The following is a 15,457-nucleotide window of genomic DNA, read 5'->3' as shown; positions in this document are numbered from 1 at the left end:
CATCACGCCTTGCGCTCCGCGATGTGCCGATCGATCACATGCCCCAGCACGGTCATCGGCACGTTGCCGCCCAGCACCACGGCATCGTTGAACGCGCGGAAGTCGTAGCGCTCGCCCAGCGCTGCCCTGGCACGGTCGCGCAGGCGGTTGATCTCGCTATGCCCCACCTTGTAGCCGCACGCCTGGCCCGGCCAGGAGCAATAGCGGTCGACCTCGCCCGAGACTTCCTCCACCGAGGAGCCGTTGGCGGTGACGAACCAGTCGATCGCCTGTTGCCGCGTCCAGCGCTTGGCGTGGAGGCCGGTATCGACCACCAGCCGGCAGGCGCGAAAGCCGAGCGACTGGAGATAGCCGAGCTTCTCGGCCGGGTTTTCCGCATAGACGCCCAGTTCGTCGGCCAGCTGCTCGGCATAGAGCGCCCAGCCTTCCGAATAGGCGTTGAAGGCCAGGATCGAGCGGATCAGCGGCATCCGGTTGGCATATTCGCCTTGCCAGACATGGCCCGGGATCGCCTCGTGATAGGCAAGGTCGGGCAGGCTGAAGCGCGTGTGCAGGCTGGTGGTGCGCAGGTTGATCCAGAACTTGCCCGGGATCGTGCCGTCGATCGATCCCGCGCCGCCATAGGCGCCGGGCGCGCCGGGCTCTTCCTCGGGCGGCAGCCGCTTCACCTCGACATTGCCCTTCACCAGCGTGTGGAAGGCCTGGGGCATGCGGCTGCGGATGTCGGCGATGCGCTCGTTGAGGAATTTGAGGATCTCGGCACGGCCGGGATCGCCCTCGGGGAAGGCGAAGCGCGGATCCCTGGCCAGCGCCTCCATCCGCGCGCCGACCGCGCCCTGCGCATAGCCTTGCTTCTTCAGGATCGCGTCCATCTCGGACTGGATCCTTGCCAGCTGGTCGAGGCCCATCTGATGGACCTCGTCCGGCGTCATCGTCGTCGTGGTGCCGGCGCTCAGCGCCCAGGCATAATAGGCGTCCCCGTCCTTGAACTTCCAAACGCCGGCGTCGCTGGTCGCGCGGGCGCGGTGCTTCTCGAGCTCGGCGATCTGCCGGTCGAGCGCGGGCGTCAGGCGGTCCTTGGCAAGCAGCCAGGCGCGCTCGCCGAAATCGCCGTCCATGCCCGCAGTGCGATTGGCGACCGAGGTGACGATGCCCCAGCCGGCGGGATTGCCGCTGCGGGCCAGTCTGATCTGCTTCAGGCACTTGTCGAGCAGGAAGTCGGGGGCGATCACGCCCCGGGCCGCGGCGCGCTTCAGCCGCTCGGTTTCGCCGTCGACCTGTTCGGCATAGCTTTCCAGCCGGTCGAGATAGGCCTCGCCATCCTCGGGCGTCGCGATCTGGTGGTCGCTGTCGAGCATGCGCGGCACGTCGAGGAACGCGCCGACATTCTGCACCACCACATAGGGCGAGTTGCGCCAGCTGCCGGTGGCGACATCGCCATAGCCGAAGGCGAAGCCCTTGAGCGCGTTCGAGAAGCTCGCCTGGATCACGTCGACATGGGTGCGCATCGCCGGGCTCAGCGCGTTGAGGTCGAGCTTCGCCAGATCGGCCAGTGCCTTGCGCAGGTTCGCCGCGATCCGCGCCTGACCCTTGAGCGAGCGGTCGGCAAGCTGGTGCTTCAGGTTCGCGCGCTTGTCCTTGTCGATCCCGAGCGTCGTCGCCGTCTCGGGATAGTCGCGCAGCATTTGCTCGGCGATCCGGTCGATCAGCGCCTGGGCAGGCGCGTCATTGTCGGCCAGCAGTGCGCGGGCTCCGGCGGGCGTGCCGGCGATCGCGAGCGTCGAGCCCGCGCCGAGCAGCAACTGGCGGCGAGTGGTGTTCATTCGGAATTCCTCGAAACGAAAGTCTTCAGGCCGGCTCGACATCGAGCGAGCCGCTCCGCGCCCCGGTGATGCGGACATGCGCGCCGACGGGAGCGTCGGGGCCGTTGGCCAGCCATTCGCCGTCACCCACCTTCACGCGCCCCCGGCCGGCGACGATCGGCTCGACCACGGTGACCACCTGGCCGATCAGCCGCGCGACGCGGTCGTTGAGCAGGGGATCCTCGCTCGGCACCGGATTGGCGCGATACCAGCGCCTCCCCACCGCCACCGCCGCGGCCGATGCTCCCGCGAACAGGAACACCTCGAACACCAGGTCGAACGCCGGCACCAGCAGCGTGACGATCCCGGTCACCGCCGCGCCGGCGGCGATGAAGACGAGGAAGATGCCCGGGGCGAGCAGCTCGGCGATCGCGAGCAGTGCGGCCAGGATCAGCCAGGCCAGGCCCGGCACGGCGAGCAGTTGATCGAAGTTCATCTCAACTCTCCTGAGGTCCGAAAGGCCGGGGACGCGATGGCGCCGGCGGCGCGGGCGGGCGCGGCGTGTCGCCATTGCCGCCGCCCAGCGCTTCCTTGGCCAGTTCGCCGATGCCGCCCAGCGTGCCGATCAGCTGCGTCGCCTCGACCGGGAACAGGATGGTCTTGGCATTGGGCGAAGTGGCGAACTTGCCGACCGCCTCCACATATTTCTGCGCAATGAAATAGTTGAGCGACTGGCTCGATCCCGCCTCGATCGCATCGGAGACCAGCTGGGTCGCCTTGGCTTCGGCTTCCGCCGAGCGCTCGCGTGCCTCGGCGTCGCGGAACGCAGCCTCGCGGCGGCCCTCGGCCTCGAGGATCTTCGACTGTTTCTGGCCCTCGGCGCGCAGGATCTCGGAGGCGCGGGTGCCTTCGGCCTCCAGGATGTTGGCGCGCTTCTCGCGCTCGGCCTTCATCTGCCGGCCCATCGCGTTGACGATGTCGGCGGGCGGGCGGATGTCCTTGATCTCGACGCGCGTGATCTTCACGCCCCAGGGCGTCGTCGCATGATCCACCACCGAGAGCAGTCGCGCATTGATCTCGTCGCGCTTCGACAGCGTCTCGTCGAGGTCCATCGAGCCCATCACGGTGCGAAGGTTGGTGGTGGTGAGCTGGAGGAGCGCGATATAGAGGTCGCTCACTTCATAGGCCGCCTTGGCCGCGTCGAGGACCTGGAAGAAGACCACGCCGTCGGTGGAAATCATCGCATTGTCCTTGGTGATGATCTCCTGGCCGGGGATGTCGATCACCTGCTCCATCATGTTCACGCGCCGGCCGACCCGGTAGAAGAAGGCCGGATAGAAGTTGAAGCCAGGCGTCGCGACCGTGGTGAAGCGGCCGAAATGCTCGATCGTGTATTGATAGCCCTGGCGGACGATCGTGACGCTGGAGAAGAGATAGAGCACGACCACCGCGGCCACTGCGCCCAGGAAGACATTGAGTACGAGCATTCCGACTCCCCCAAAAAGATTGTGGCCCTCGCCAATCCACGCCTTGCTAGCATAGAGAAGGGCCATGATCACAGCCCGTCTCGCACCGCGCACCGCTCTGTTTCTTCCGGCTTCCAATTCCCGTGCGATCGAGAAGGCTCGGGAACTTTCGGCGGATCTGGTGATCCTCGACCTGGAAGACGCAGTGAAGGACGCGGACAAGGCAGCAGCGCGCCTCGCCGCGGTGGCGGCGATGGCTCCGGGGTTCGGTCCGCGGCTGGCCGCGATCCGCCTGAACGGAATCGAATCGGGCGAGCATCCGGAGGACGTGGTCGCCATCGCTTCCTCCGCCGCCGATCTCGCAGTGCTTCCCAAGGCCGAGCGAGCCGCCGATGTCGCGCAGCTGGTGCGGGCGCTGGGCAAGCCGCTGCTGGCGATGATCGAGACTCCCCGCGGCGTTCTCGCAGCGGCCGAGATCGCGGCGGTGCCGGGCGTGGCGGGCCTGATCGCCGGCACCAACGACCTGGCCGCGTCGCTCCGCCTGCCGCCGTCGAGCGGCCGCGGGCAGATGTCGGTCGCGTTGCAGACGATCGTCCTCGCTGCCCGTGCCGGCGGAATATGGGCACTGGACGGTGTGTTCAACCGGCTCGACGATGCCGAGGGCCTGGCGGCGGAGTGTCGCGAGGGCAGGGCGCTGGGCTTCGACGGCAAGTCGCTGATCCATCCCGGCCAGCTCGCCGTCGCCGCCCGGGCCTTTGGTCCGAGCGAGGCAGAAATCGCCGATGCCCGTGCGCTGATCGCCGCCGCGACCGGCGGTGCGGAACGGTATGAAGGGCGGATGATCGAGGCGATGCATGTCGACCAGGCCCGTGCCCTGCTCGAGCGCGCCGATCGGACCACTACGGAACATTTCGGAGCCTGAGGGCGACCGGCCGGGCCCGGCTGCGTCTATGATGACCATATGCCCGGCCTGCCCATATTGCACCGTGACCTGCTCGTCGCGCTCGACGAGATCGAGGCGCTCCTCGCGCAGCCCGCGCTCGACCGGCTGCGGCTGTCGCGGGTTCGCCTCTACATCTCCAAGGTCAATGGGGAGCGCCGCAATACGGTCGACGCGCTGTGCCAGGTGCGCGAGCGGGAGGCGGGCGGCGTCATCGCCCAGCAGTTCGCGGCATTGCGCCAGTCGAACATCGAGACGGGCATCGAATATACGATGCACGTCGGCGCCTGGAGCCTGCACGAGATCGCGGAGGACTGGCCTGGCTATTGCCGTGCCTCGACTGCGCTCGTCCGCAGCATCCGCCAGCAGATCGCGATCGAGCAGGCGCTGCTGTGCATGACGCCGGAAGATGCCGACCCCCTAGCGCTTTCCGACCCTCGCGGTTACATGGGCCGCCAACTTCCGAATCAGGACATTGGCGCACCCCATGGACATCCCCCTCGGCCTCACCTTCGATGACGTTCTCCTCTATCCGGGAGAATCCGAAGTCCTGCCGAGCATGGCCGATACCCGCACGCGGGTGACCCGCGGCCTTTCGCTCAACATTCCGATCCTCTCCTCGGCGATGGACACCGTCACCGAGGCGGACATGGCGATCGTGATGGCCCAGCTGGGCGGCATCGGCGTGCTCCATCGCAATCTCGACATCGACGAGCAGGTCGAGGCGGTGCGCGCGGTGAAGCGCTTCGAGAGCGGCATGGTCGTCAACCCGATCACCATGGCGCCCACCGGCACGCTGGCCGAGGCCCGTGCACTGATGGTCCAGCACAAGATCAGCGGCATTCCAATCGTCGAGGCGAGCGGCAGGCTGGCCGGTATCCTGACCAATCGCGACGTCCGCTTCGCCGAGCGGGCGGACCAGCCCGTCTCCGAGCTGATGACGCACGAGAACCTCGCCACCGTCCGTGCCGGCGTCGCGCAGGAAGAGGCGCGACGCCTGCTCCACCAGCGCCGGATCGAGAAGCTGCTGGTGGTGGACGACGCCTATCGCTGCGTCGGACTGATCACGGTGAAGGATATCGAGAAGGCGGTGAACTATCCCGCGGCGACCAAGGACGCCGCCGGCCGCCTCTGCGTTGCCGCTGCCTCCACCGTGGGCGACAAGGGCTTCGCGCGGACCGAGGCGCTGGTCGATGCCGAGGTCGACCTGATCGTGATCGATACCGCGCACGGCCACAACAAGGACGTCTCGCGCGCCGTGGAGCGAGTGAAGAAGCTCTCCAACCGCGTCCAGGTTATCGCCGGCAACATTGCCACCGCGGAAGCGGCCAAGGCGCTGATCGACGCGGGCGCGGACGGCGTGAAGGTCGGCATCGGGCCGGGCTCGATCTGCACCACCCGCGTCGTCGCCGGGGTCGGCGTGCCGCAGCTCACCGCGGTGATGGATGCCGCCAACGAAGCTGCGAAGCACGACGTGCCGGTGGTCGCCGATGGCGGCATCCGCACCTCGGGCGACGTCGCCAAGGCGATCGCCGCCGGCGCTTCGACCGCGATGATCGGCTCGCTGCTGGCGGGCACCGAGGAAGCGCCGGGCGAGACCTTCCTCTACCAGGGCCGCGCCTATAAATCCTATCGCGGCATGGGCTCGGTCGGCGCGATGGCGCGCGGCTCGGCCGATCGCTATTTCCAGCAGGACGTGAAGGACCAGCTCAAGCTGGTGCCGGAAGGCATCGAGGGCCAGGTGCCCTATAAGGGCCCGGCGCGCGACGTGATCCACCAGCTGGTCGGCGGCGTGAAGGCGTCGATGGGCTATGTCGGCGCCGGCACGATCCCCGAATTCCAGAAGAAGGCCCGCTTCGTGCGGATCACCAACGCCGGCCTGCGCGAGAGCCATGTGCACGACGTGACGATCACGCGGGAAGCGCCGAACTACCCGACGCGGTGAGGCAAGGGAGGGCGGCGCCTTCCCGTCACGCCTTGCGATAGGCGTACATGCTGGTCTCGTACGGAAAGGCTACCGCGCCGTCGCCGGTCAGCTCGGGCGTCCGGGCGATCAGTGCCCGCACCTGGCGTTCGACCTGGGCGCGCCGATCCGCTGGAAGGCCGGCGATGAAGCTAACCGAGAGCGTGCGCTTCACCACTACCTGTTCCGCGGTGCCGACATGGCTGTTGCGGATATGGCGCTCATCGACGAAATCGAAGCCCGGCGCCGGGAAGGCCTTGCGCCATGCTCCGGTGCGGTAGCGCGGGGTATCGCCCTCGTAGCGATTGGTGATTGCCGAGAGTGCCGCGACCCATGGCACGTCCTCGTCGCGACCGTTCCAGATCAGACCGAGCATGCCGCCCGGAACCAGCACCCGGCGCATCTCCGCCAGGGCCGCCGGCGTCGCGAACCAGTGAAAGGCCTGGGCGCAGACCACCGATTCGACCGAGGCGTCGGGCAGGGGGATCGCATCGGCAGATCCCTCCAGGGCCACGACTTCCGGAAAGGCGCGGACCAGTTCCTGCCGCATCTCCGCAATCGGCTCGACCGCGATGATGCTCCCGCCGCATTGCTCGAGCGTGGGCATGAACTTGCCGGTGCCGGCGCCGACTTCGAGGACCTGGCGCCCCGCGCCGACGCCGAGCACCTCGCGGAGCCACAAGAGGGTTTCGGGCGGATAGCCCGGCCGGCCGGCGACATAGTCGCGGGCTCCCATGCGATATCCCTTCGATTTCTCGTGAACCTGCATCGCCGTTCAACTCCGCCGCTTCGCCGGCCAACGCACGGGCTGGCCTCTCGGCCTCGCACCGGTCAAGGGGAAGACCGGCACGAGGCCGGGGGTCACTTTGCCGCGGCGAGCGCAACCGCGTCCGGCCCGGCGGGGAAGTGGAGCCGTCCAGCCTCGTCGTGCACTGCGTTCCACACCGCTTCCGCGACGTCGCTTTCCCTGGTGGTCATCACCGGCGCCGCAAAGGCTTCCAGGATGGGCCGAGCGAAATCGGCATATTCGCCCGGCAACAGGTCCTCGACCGGCACGATGGCGTTGGCGCCGAACCGCGTGGTCGGGGCATAGCCGGGCTCGACGAGCTTCACCTGCACGTCGAAATAGGCGAGCTCATGGGCGAGCGAGCCGGTGAACCCCTCGATCGCGGTCTTGCTGCCGGTATAGGCAGCGGCGAGGGGGAAGGCGCCGAGAGTGACGCTCGACGTCACGTTGACGATCATGCCCGATCGGCGCGCGCGCATTTGCGGGATGATTGCCTGACACATCGCCATCACGCCGATCGTGTTCGTTTCGACGAGTTGCCGGATCAGCGACATCGGCATCGCCTCGAACGCGCCGACGCCGCCCACGCCGGCATTGTTCACCAGAACGTCGATTGGGCCGGCGGCCTCGATCAGCGCCGCGATGCTCCTCTCGTCCGTCACGTCGAGGGGCAGGACCCGCAGCCGCTCGGAGGCGCCGGCGAACTGCGCGGGCTCGGGGCGGCGCATCGTCGCGATGACGTTCCAGCCGCGCGAAACGAACAGCTCGGCAACGGCCTTGCCATAGCCCGACGAGGTTCCGGTGATGAGGATCGTCTTGGTCATATTCTGTCTCCTTGGTTTCCGTAGCCCGGAGATAGGCAAGTTTATCTGGACGATCTATCATTGTTGATCCTATTTTGATTATGTATCGTCCGAATCATGGACCCCCTGAGCGATATCATTGCGCTGCTGCGCCCCACTGCCGCCGTCTCGAAGCCGATCGCGGCGCGGGGCCGTTGGGGTGTGCGCTATCGGGCCTATGATGCGCCGGGGTTCACCATCGTCCTTGCCGGAGAGGCCTGGATCGCCTTTGGCGGCACGGCGCCGCGGCGGCTGGCGCAAGGCGATTTCCTGTTGCTGCCGACCACGCCGGCCTTCGAGCTGTGCAGCGAGCCCGGCGTTGCATGCGTGCCGGTCGATCCCCGGAACGAGCCGGTGCGGCATGGTGAGCAGGAAGGGGAGCCGGATTTCGTCGCGCTGGGCGGAAGCTTCGCCTTCGAGCGAGTCAATGCGCCGCTGCTGCTCGGCCTGTTGCCGGGCCTCATCCACATCCCGGCTTCGGAGGGGCGCGCGACGCGTTTCGGGCGATTGATCGAGCTGCTGTCCGAAGAGTGCGTATCCGATTATCCGGGCAAGCAACTGATCATCCAGCGGATGCTCGAGGCCTTGCTGGTCGAGGCGTTGCGCTGGCGCAGCATCGAGCAGGGGGCCGTGCCGACGGGGCTGCTCAGCGGCATGCGCGATCCGGCACTCGCGCGCGCGCTGCGGGCGATGCATGCCGATGTTCGGGCCGGCTGGACGGTAGCGGAACTTGCGCGAGTGGCGGGCATGTCACGATCTGCCTTCGCGGCGCGGTTCGCCGAAGTGCTGGGTTGCGCGCCGATCGAGTATCTGGCGCGCTGGCGCATGGCGATCGCCAAGGACGCGCTGCTGCGCGGCATGAAGTCGCTGGATCGGATCGCCGACGAGATCGGCTATGAATCCGCGAGCGCCTTCAGCACTGCGTTTCGCAAGCGGCTGGGCGCTTCGCCGGGGAAATTCGCCCGGGACTCGGCAATGGAGGGCTAGGTTGGGGACTCATTCAGCTAACTTCGTCATCCCCGCGCAGGCGGGGATCCAGGGTAGCAGGGGATACCGGCGCCATCGTGCGAACGCTGTCCGAAGAGGGCAGGACGTGCCGCACCCGCTCCACGCATAACTCTGGATCACCGCCTGCGCGGGGATGACGAAGGAACATCAGATACTTGTTTGGGTTCTCAACCTAGGGCCGGCCGGCGTGCCTAGGCGTCATACCCGATCCGCACCTTGCCCGCCGCCTCCGCCGCGACCCGCCGTGCCGCATCGGTATCCCCCGCCAGAGCCAGCGCCACGCCCATTCGGCGATAGGGGCGCGAACTCGGCTTGCCGAAAATCCGCACATCCACTTCGCCGCCCGGCACCGCCAGCGCCTCCTCCAGCCCGTCATAGGACAGCGTCTCGCTATCCCGGTCCGCCAGGATCACCGCGCTCGCCGACGGCCCCCGCAGCGCGATCGCTGGGATCGGCAGCCCCATAACCGCGCGCGCATGCAGGTCGAACTCGCTGAGATTCTGCGAGATCAGGGTCACCATGCCGGTGTCGTGCGGCCGGGGCGAGAGCTCCGAGAAGATCACTTCCTCGCCCTTCACGAAGAATTCCACGCCGAAGATGCCATGGCCGCCCAGATCGTCGACTACCTTGCGCGCCATTTCCTGCGCGTCGGCGATCGCCCGGGCGGACATGGCGGCCGGCTGCCAGCTCTCCTGATAGTCGCCGCGTTCTTGGCGGTGGCCGATCGGCGGGCAGAAGAGCACGCCGTCGCGGGTGCGGATCGTGAGCAGGGTGATCTCGTAGTCGAAGGCGACGAACTCCTCGACGATCACCCGCTTGCGGTCGCCACGCATGTTCGCCACGGCATAGTCCCAGGCTGCCTCGAGCGCGCCGGCCTCGCGCACCGTGCTCTGGCCCTTGCCCGAGGAGGACATGACCGGCTTGATCACGCAGGGCAGGCCGGTGTGCTCCGCGCCGTCCAGCACTTCCGCCAGGCTCTCCGCATAGCGGTAGCGCGAAGTGCGCAGACCCAGCTCGACTGCCGCGACTTCGCGGATGCCGTCGCGGTTCATCGTCATCTGCGTCGCGCGGGCGGAGGGCACGATGGTGAAGCCTTCGCGTTCCAGCTCGGCGAGCACTTCGGTGCGGATCGCCTCCACTTCGGGCACGACATAATCGGGCCGATGCCTTTCCACCGCGGCGCGCAGCAGATCGCCGTCGAGCATCGAGAACACTTCGAAGCCGTCCGCGACCTGCATCGCCGGCGCGCCGGCATAGGCGTCGCACGCGATCACCTGGGCGCCCAGCCGCTTGGCCGAGATCACGAACTCGCGGCCGAGCTCACCCGAGCCGAGGAGCAGGATCTTCGCCGTGAACGCCATATGCTTGCCCTTGCGATTGGAGAGTGTCGCGTCCCTGGCCGGATCGGATGCGATTGTCGAGATTTCGCTGTCAAAGTGGCATCTGTTCTGCTTCTGATCGAAGCATGCGCCGCTCGATTTTCCGGACCTTCGTTGCTCCCCGCGCACGCCTGGCGCGTCAACGGAGTCAATATTTTGCTCAACCGCGTGGTTCAATGTCGTGAACCCTTCCGCGCGGCTCCAGGCTGCAATCGACCTGCTCGACAAGATCACCGCTGCTGCCCGCGACCAGGGCGGATCGGCCGACACGATCATCGCACGCTGGTTCGCCGAGCGCCGCTATGCCGGCTCGAAGGACCGCCGGGCGATCCGCGAGCTCGTCTATGACGCGATCCGCATGCTCGGCGAGCGTCCCGAGAGCGGCCGCGCGGCGATGCTGGCACTGGCCGCGCGTCGTCCCGAGCTGGCTGCGCTGTTCGACGGATCGCCCTATGGCCCCGCGCCGATCGCGTCGGACGAGCCGGTTGCCGAGGCAGGCGTGCTGCCGATCTGGCTTGGCGAGGCCTTCGCCTTGTCCGGGCTGGATGCCGATGAGCAGGCGGCGCTGCTCGAGCGGGCGCCGCTCGATATCCGTGTCAACACGCTCAGGGCCGATCCGGTGGTGATCCAGGCCGAGATTTCCGGCGCGGTGCCGCTGCCTTGCCTGCCGGCCGGGCTGCGGGTGCCTTCGGATACTGCGATCGAGCAGTTGCCCGCCTATCGGGATGGCCAGCTCGAGGTGCAGGACGCTGGCAGCCAGTTCGTCAGCCTGGCGGCGGGAGCGGTGCGCGGGCAGCATGTCATCGATCTCTGTGCCGGCGGTGGCGGCAAGACGCTCGCACTGGCCGCGACGATGGCGAACCATGGCTCGATCCTGGCCTGCGACATCGATCGCGCGCGGCTGTCCCGGCTGATGCCCCGCGCCGAGCGGGCAGGCGTGTCGATCGCGGATGCGCGCCTGCTCAACCCGAACCAGGAGGCGGCGATGCTCGCCGACCAGACCGGCCGTGCCGATATGGTGCTGGTCGACGCGCCGTGCTCGGGCACCGGCACCTGGCGCCGCAACCCCGAGGCACGCTGGCGGCTGACTCCGCCGCGGCTCGATCGCTATGTCGCGACTCAGGCGGCGCTGCTCGATATCGCCGCCGATCTCGTCCGCCCGGGCGGGGCGCTCGTCCATGTCGTCTGTTCGCTGCTCGATGCCGAGGGAGCCGGGCAGGCCCAGGCGTTTCTCGACCGGCATCCGGGTTGGAGCGCCGAGCCGCTGTCGCTCGGGGCCGGTACGCCGCGCGGCCCGGGGCTGCGCTTCACGCCGCTCCGGGACTCGACCGACGGCTTTTTTGTCGCGAGGATGCGCCGGCCATGATAGCGACGGGGCAGATTTCGGAGAATGTGATGCGTTTCACTGCGATTGGGGCGGCTGGCGCGCTGCTGCTGCTCTCGGTTTCCACTTCGCTGATGGCGCAGCGTGCCGACAACCAGATTGATCCGCGTTCGGTGGAACTGGTCAGGCAAGGCCGCGCGGCGCTGGCTGCCGGTAATATCCAGGGTGCGGGTGACGCGCTTGAGACTGCGCTGGCGGTGGATCCGCGCAACCGCGACGCCTATCTCGTCCTCGCCGAGATCGCGCGCAAGAACAGCCTGCCGGGCAAGGCGATCCGCCTCTATCGCGAAGCGCTGAGCCTCGAGCCGAACGATACCGCGGCGCTGCGCGGTCAGGGCGAAGCGATGGTCGCCAAGGGAGCGATGGAGCGCGCCAAGGAGAATCTGGCCAAGATCGAGAAGCTCTGCGCCAAGGTCTGCACGGATGCGACTCAGCTCTCGGCGGCGATCGCCAAGGGGCCGCCGGTCACCACCGCCCAGGCCGAGGCCGTCCCGGCGCCGAGCGCCACGCCGACGGCCAAGCCCTGATCCTGCCTGAAAGGCAGGATTGCGCCTGCCGGAGCCATTCCGGCGGATGCTCCGGACCCGCCGCTCCTTGGCGGGTTCAGCGCAAGACGCGAGCCAGCGCGACGAATTCCGCGACGGTCACCGTCTCGGCGCGGCGGCTGGAATCCATGCCCAGCGCCTCCATCGCCTCCAGCGCGCCGGGCACGCCCTTCAGGCTCTGGCGCAGCATCTTGCGGCGCTGGCCAAAGGCTGCGGCGGTCAGCCCCTCCAGCGTCTTCAGCCGCACCCCCTCGGGTGCGTCGCCGGGAACGATGTGGACGACGGCCGACATCACCTTGGGCGGCGGGGTGAAGGCCGAGCGATGGACGTTCATCGCGATCTTGGGAGCCGAGCGCCACTGGGCGAGCACCGCCAGCCTGCCATAATGCTCGGTGCCGGGACCAGCGACGATCCGCTCCGCGACTTCCTTCTGGAACATCAGCGTCAGGCTGGCCCACCAGGGCGCCCATTCGGCCGAAAGCCAGCCCACGAGCAGCGCGGTGCCGACATTATAGGGCAGGTTGGCGACGACATGGGGCTTGTCCCGGAACAGTGCGGGCGCGTCCACTTCCAGCGCATCGCCTTCGATGACGCGGAGCTTGCCCGGGAAATAGGTGCCGAGTTCTTCCAGCGCGGGGATGCAGCGCCGGTCGCGCTCCACCGCCGTGACGCTGGCCCCGCTCTCGAGCAGCGCGCGGGTTAGGCCGCCCGGGCCGGGGCCGACCTCGAACACTTCGGCGCCATCGAGCTTGCCCGGCACCTTGGCGATACGGGCGAGGAGCTGGTGGTCGAACAGGAAATTCTGGCCCAGCGCCTTGCTCGCGCTGAGACCATATTTGCCGATGACTTCCCGGAGAGGCGGAAGGCTGGTCACGCCGCGGCTTCGGCCCTGCGCTGCGCGGCGCCGGCGGCCATCTTGATCGCGGCGATCATCGCCCCCGGATTGGCTTGGTCCTTGCCGGCGATGCCGAAGGCGGTGCCATGGTCGGGGGAGGTGCGCACGATGGGCAGGCCGAGGGTGATGTTCACGCCCTCATCGAAGTGCAGCGTCTTGATGGGTATCAGCGCCTGGTCGTGCGTCGGGCAGAGCGCGGCGTCATAGCCGGCGCGCGCCCGGGCATGGAACATCGCATCGGCGGCGAAGGGGCCGGTCGCGTCTATCCCCTCCTCGCGCAGCCGGGCGATGGCGGGCTGGAGCACGTCGATTTCCTCGCGTCCGATCTCCCCGCTCTCGCCGGCATGGGGGTTGAGGCCCGCAAAGGCGAGCCGGGGGCGCTCGATGCCGAAGTTGCGCAGCAGTCCGCGTGCAGTGACGCGTGCCTTGGTGAGCACCAGATCGATGGTGAGCAGCTCGGAGACGCGGGCCAGCGGCTCGTGCACGGTGATCGGCACTACCCGGAGCGTGGGGCCGGCGAGCATCATCACGGCGTTCTCGGGGGCAATTCCGCAGCGTTCGGCGACGAACTCGGTCTGCCCGGGATGGGTGAAGCCGATCTTGTAGAGCTGGACCTTCGACACGGGACCGGTCACCACACCCCCGGCTGCCCCCGCATTGGCGAGACCGACCGCCAGTTCGAGCGACTGGAGAGCTGCCTTTGCGCTGGCCTCGTCGGGGGTGCCCGGGGTCACTTCGCACGTGTCGCTCACGGCAAGCACCGGGAGCGCGTCGCCGAAGACGGCCGCCGCCTGGTCCGGATTGTCGATCCGGACCACCGGCCCGTCCCATACTCTCTCCACGGCGCCGGGGCAGCCGATGGCGAAGAAGGGCGCGAGCGAATGCAGCTCGCGCGCCTTCCAGGCCTTGGCGGTGATCTCGGGGCCGATGCCGGCCGAATCGCCCATCGATATGGCGAGCGGCCGGATCACTTCAGCGATATTCGATGAGCGCGTCGCGCCGCAGGTCGCGGAGCATGCGCTGTGCACGCAGATTGGTGCGCTTGTCGGCCTCGCCGTCCTGGATCTGCTCGATCGAAGGAAGGCCGGGGGAGGGCGGATCGTCGCGGCCGCACACGACGAGAACGCGAACGCCGTCCTCGATCGTGCCGAAGGGCTGAGTTACCTGGCCCACCTGGAGCGGCAGGATGATCTGCTGGAGCGCGGGCGGCAGATCGCCGATCACCACGCCGTCCTTCTCCACTACTTCCGCGTTCTGCGCGGCAGCGACGTTGGACGCGTCGCCGCAACCCTTGATCGCCTGAGTCGCCTGGGCGAACTGCCCGGCGCGCGCCGTGGCTTGCGCTTCGTTCGTGCCCTTGGGGAAAGTGATCGTGATCTGGCGCAGCGAGAGCTTGGCGCCGCGCGGATCGGCCATGCCGACCTTGCGCTTGTCGGCGAGATAGACGACCGAGAAGCCGGTGGTGAGCGGGATCGGGCCGGCGACCTGGCCGGGCTGCATCTCCTCGACCGCCTTGGCCATTTCGTCGGGCAGGATGCCCGGCGCCAGGCGAACCCAGCCGAGATCGCCGCCCTGGCCCTTGGTCGAGCTCTCCGAATAGGTCCTGGCGAGATAGTCGAAGGGCGCACCTTCCTTCATCTGCTGGATGATGCGCTGCATGCTCGCATAGACTTCCTGCTTACGGTCCTCGGTCGCGTTGATGTAGATTTCGTAGACGTGATATTCCTCGCTGCCCTGGGCAGCCTTGAGGCGGTCGAGAATGGCCTTGGCCTCTTCCTCGCTCACGTTGATGTCCACCTTGCGGCGGAGCGTGCGGCTCCATGCGACTTCGCCTTCGATCTGCTTGCGCATCGTGCGTTCCGACGCGCCCGCCTGGCGCAGGAAGGCGCGCATCTGCTCCGGCGTCCTTTGGAGCCGCCGCGCGATGGACGCGAAGCTCTGGTCGATCTCCTTGGGATCGACGGTGATGTCATTGGCCTTGGCTGCCTGGATCTGCAGCGTTTCGTCGATCAGCTGGCGCAGGATCATCATGCGATACTGGTCGCGCTCTTCCGGCTTCAGGTTGAGCTTGTTCAGCGCGATGATCAGGTTGAGCCGCTGATCCACGTCGGTGCCGGTCAGCACGGTGTCGTTCACGATCGCGGTAGGCTTGCGGATATTGGGATCGGCCTTGCCGAACAGCTTGAGATCGCGGGGAAGATCAAGCTGGGCGGCGAGCGCTGCGGCCTGGTCCTCCTGCGTCGCCGGTGCCGGCGCGCTGGGCGCGGTCTGTGCCATGGCGGCGGATGCCAGGCTGGAGATCGCGAGCGCCAGAACGGACGAGCGGCCTGCGCGGATCGCCTTGGTAACACCAATGTTCACGTGAATCCGTACCCTCAAATCTGCCGGAAGCGTGGCGCTTACTGGCCAATTGTGCCTGAACTTAGGCTTACCGGCGGTTCCCCTC

15 protein-coding genes are annotated in these 15,457 nt (G+C 67.8%); 6 read left to right on the top strand and 9 right to left on the bottom strand.

Going from position 1 to position 15,457, the window contains the following annotated elements; genetic code table 11:
• Nucleotides 1–2 precede the first annotated feature (2 nt).
• The 3 genes from FFS08_RS01515 to FFS08_RS01505 are packed head-to-tail and all read right to left on the bottom strand — an operon-like array spanning nt 3 to nt 3,289.
• Entirely contained in the window at nt 3–1,823 is a 1,821-nt protein-coding gene (locus FFS08_RS01515) for a DUF885 domain-containing protein (RefSeq protein ID WP_137864005.1), read from the bottom strand.
• A gap of 25 nt (nt 1,824–1,848) precedes the next feature.
• The gene (locus tag FFS08_RS01510; RefSeq protein WP_137864004.1) at nt 1,849–2,298 is read right to left on the bottom strand and encodes an NfeD family protein; all 450 of its coding nucleotides are present in this window, start codon (nt 2,296–2,298) and stop codon (nt 1,849–1,851) included.
• A 1-nt stretch (nt 2,299) separates the two neighbouring features.
• Nucleotides 2,300–3,289, bottom strand: a complete 990-nt coding sequence (locus FFS08_RS01505; RefSeq protein ID WP_137864003.1) for an SPFH domain-containing protein — start codon at nt 3,287–3,289, stop codon at nt 2,300–2,302.
• A 64-nt stretch (nt 3,290–3,353) separates the two neighbouring features.
• Here FFS08_RS01505 and FFS08_RS01500 point away from each other — a divergent pair, with 64 nt between their 5' ends.
• From FFS08_RS01500 to guaB, 3 genes are read left to right on the top strand one after another with little or no spacing between them, the layout of a single operon-like run.
• A complete protein-coding gene (locus tag FFS08_RS01500; RefSeq protein ID WP_502701992.1) occupies nt 3,354–4,190 on the top strand; it encodes an HpcH/HpaI aldolase/citrate lyase family protein in 837 nt (278 codons plus the stop codon).
• Nucleotides 4,191–4,229: 39 nt separating this feature from the next.
• Entirely contained in the window at nt 4,230–4,727 is a 498-nt protein-coding gene (locus FFS08_RS01495) for a hypothetical protein (RefSeq protein WP_137864002.1), read from the top strand.
• The gene (gene guaB, locus FFS08_RS01490; RefSeq protein ID WP_137864001.1) at nt 4,696–6,153 is read left to right on the top strand and encodes an IMP dehydrogenase; all 1,458 of its coding nucleotides are present in this window, start codon (nt 4,696–4,698) and stop codon (nt 6,151–6,153) included. The genes FFS08_RS01495 and guaB overlap by 32 nt, the downstream gene beginning before the upstream one ends.
• A gap of 25 nt (nt 6,154–6,178) precedes the next feature.
• Here guaB and FFS08_RS01485 read toward each other — a convergent pair whose 3' ends face one another.
• The gene (locus FFS08_RS01485) at nt 6,179–6,907 is read right to left on the bottom strand and encodes a class I SAM-dependent methyltransferase (protein ID WP_249341208.1); all 729 of its coding nucleotides are present in this window, start codon (nt 6,905–6,907) and stop codon (nt 6,179–6,181) included.
• Nucleotides 6,908–7,032: 125 nt separating this feature from the next.
• Nucleotides 7,033–7,782, bottom strand: a complete 750-nt coding sequence (locus FFS08_RS01480) for an SDR family oxidoreductase (RefSeq protein ID WP_137863999.1) — start codon at nt 7,780–7,782, stop codon at nt 7,033–7,035.
• A 96-nt stretch (nt 7,783–7,878) separates the two neighbouring features.
• Between FFS08_RS01480 and FFS08_RS01475 the strand changes: the two genes are divergently transcribed.
• Nucleotides 7,879–8,787, top strand: a complete 909-nt coding sequence (locus tag FFS08_RS01475; protein WP_137863998.1) for an AraC family transcriptional regulator — start codon at nt 7,879–7,881, stop codon at nt 8,785–8,787.
• Between the two features lie 212 nt (nt 8,788–8,999).
• Here FFS08_RS01475 and purT read toward each other — a convergent pair whose 3' ends face one another.
• Nucleotides 9,000–10,169 carry a formate-dependent phosphoribosylglycinamide formyltransferase gene (gene purT, locus FFS08_RS01470; protein WP_137863997.1) on the bottom strand — a complete coding sequence of 390 codons (1,170 nt, stop codon included), beginning with the start codon at nt 10,167–10,169 and terminating at the stop codon, nt 9,000–9,002.
• Between the two features lie 199 nt (nt 10,170–10,368).
• Here purT and FFS08_RS01465 point away from each other — a divergent pair, with 199 nt between their 5' ends.
• Complete coding sequence (locus FFS08_RS01465) at nt 10,369–11,553, top strand: RsmB/NOP family class I SAM-dependent RNA methyltransferase (RefSeq protein ID WP_137863996.1); 1,185 nt, start codon at nt 10,369–10,371, stop codon at nt 11,551–11,553.
• Nucleotides 11,550–12,098, top strand: a complete 549-nt coding sequence (locus tag FFS08_RS01460; RefSeq protein WP_249341319.1) for a tetratricopeptide repeat protein — start codon at nt 11,550–11,552, stop codon at nt 12,096–12,098. Before FFS08_RS01465 ends, FFS08_RS01460 begins: the two co-directional genes overlap by 4 nt.
• Nucleotides 12,099–12,174: 76 nt before the next feature.
• Here FFS08_RS01460 and rsmA read toward each other — a convergent pair whose 3' ends face one another.
• The 3 genes from rsmA to FFS08_RS01445 are packed head-to-tail and all read right to left on the bottom strand — an operon-like array spanning nt 12,175 to nt 15,372.
• Complete coding sequence (rsmA, locus tag FFS08_RS01455) at nt 12,175–12,990, bottom strand: 16S rRNA (adenine(1518)-N(6)/adenine(1519)-N(6))-dimethyltransferase RsmA (protein WP_137863995.1); 816 nt, start codon at nt 12,988–12,990, stop codon at nt 12,175–12,177.
• On the bottom strand, nt 12,987–13,982 hold the full coding sequence (gene pdxA / locus FFS08_RS01450; protein WP_137863994.1) for a 4-hydroxythreonine-4-phosphate dehydrogenase PdxA: 996 nt from the start codon (nt 13,980–13,982) through the stop codon (nt 12,987–12,989). The genes rsmA and pdxA overlap by 4 nt, the downstream gene beginning before the upstream one ends.
• Nucleotide 13,983: 1 nt before the next feature.
• On the bottom strand, nt 13,984–15,372 hold the full coding sequence (locus FFS08_RS01445) for a peptidylprolyl isomerase (protein ID WP_249341207.1): 1,389 nt from the start codon (nt 15,370–15,372) through the stop codon (nt 13,984–13,986).
• Between the last annotated feature and the right edge of the window lie 85 nt (nt 15,373–15,457).

It is taken from the genome of Sphingomonas sp. 1F27F7B (assembly GCF_005503355.1).
GTDB lineage: Bacteria > Pseudomonadota > Alphaproteobacteria > Sphingomonadales > Sphingomonadaceae > Sphingomonas.
This window is presented reverse-complemented; position numbering and strand designations above follow the sequence as displayed.

What these genes read in the sequence shown, in the direction of transcription:
- FFS08_RS01515 (WP_137864005.1), bottom strand. Translation starts at nt 1,823, where the DNA reads ATGAACACCACTCGCCGCCAGTTGCTGCTCGGCGCGGGCTCGACGCTC.
- FFS08_RS01510 (WP_137864004.1), bottom strand. Translation starts at nt 2,298, where the DNA reads ATGAACTTCGATCAACTGCTCGCCGTGCCGGGCCTGGCCTGGCTGATC.
- FFS08_RS01505 (WP_137864003.1), bottom strand. Translation starts at nt 3,289, where the DNA reads ATGCTCGTACTCAATGTCTTCCTGGGCGCAGTGGCCGCGGTGGTCGTG.
- FFS08_RS01500 (WP_502701992.1), top strand. Translation starts at nt 3,354, where the DNA reads ATGATCACAGCCCGTCTCGCACCGCGCACCGCTCTGTTTCTTCCGGCT.
- FFS08_RS01495 (WP_137864002.1), top strand. Translation starts at nt 4,230, where the DNA reads ATGCCCGGCCTGCCCATATTGCACCGTGACCTGCTCGTCGCGCTCGAC.
- guaB (WP_137864001.1), top strand. Translation starts at nt 4,696, where the DNA reads ATGGACATCCCCCTCGGCCTCACCTTCGATGACGTTCTCCTCTATCCG.
- FFS08_RS01485 (WP_249341208.1), bottom strand. Translation starts at nt 6,907, where the DNA reads ATGGGAGCCCGCGACTATGTCGCCGGCCGGCCGGGCTATCCGCCCGAA.
- FFS08_RS01480 (WP_137863999.1), bottom strand. Translation starts at nt 7,782, where the DNA reads ATGACCAAGACGATCCTCATCACCGGAACCTCGTCGGGCTATGGCAAG.
- FFS08_RS01475 (WP_137863998.1), top strand. Translation starts at nt 7,879, where the DNA reads ATGGACCCCCTGAGCGATATCATTGCGCTGCTGCGCCCCACTGCCGCC.
- purT (WP_137863997.1), bottom strand. Translation starts at nt 10,169, where the DNA reads ATGGCGTTCACGGCGAAGATCCTGCTCCTCGGCTCGGGTGAGCTCGGC.
- FFS08_RS01460 (WP_249341319.1), top strand. Translation starts at nt 11,550, where the DNA reads ATGATAGCGACGGGGCAGATTTCGGAGAATGTGATGCGTTTCACTGCG.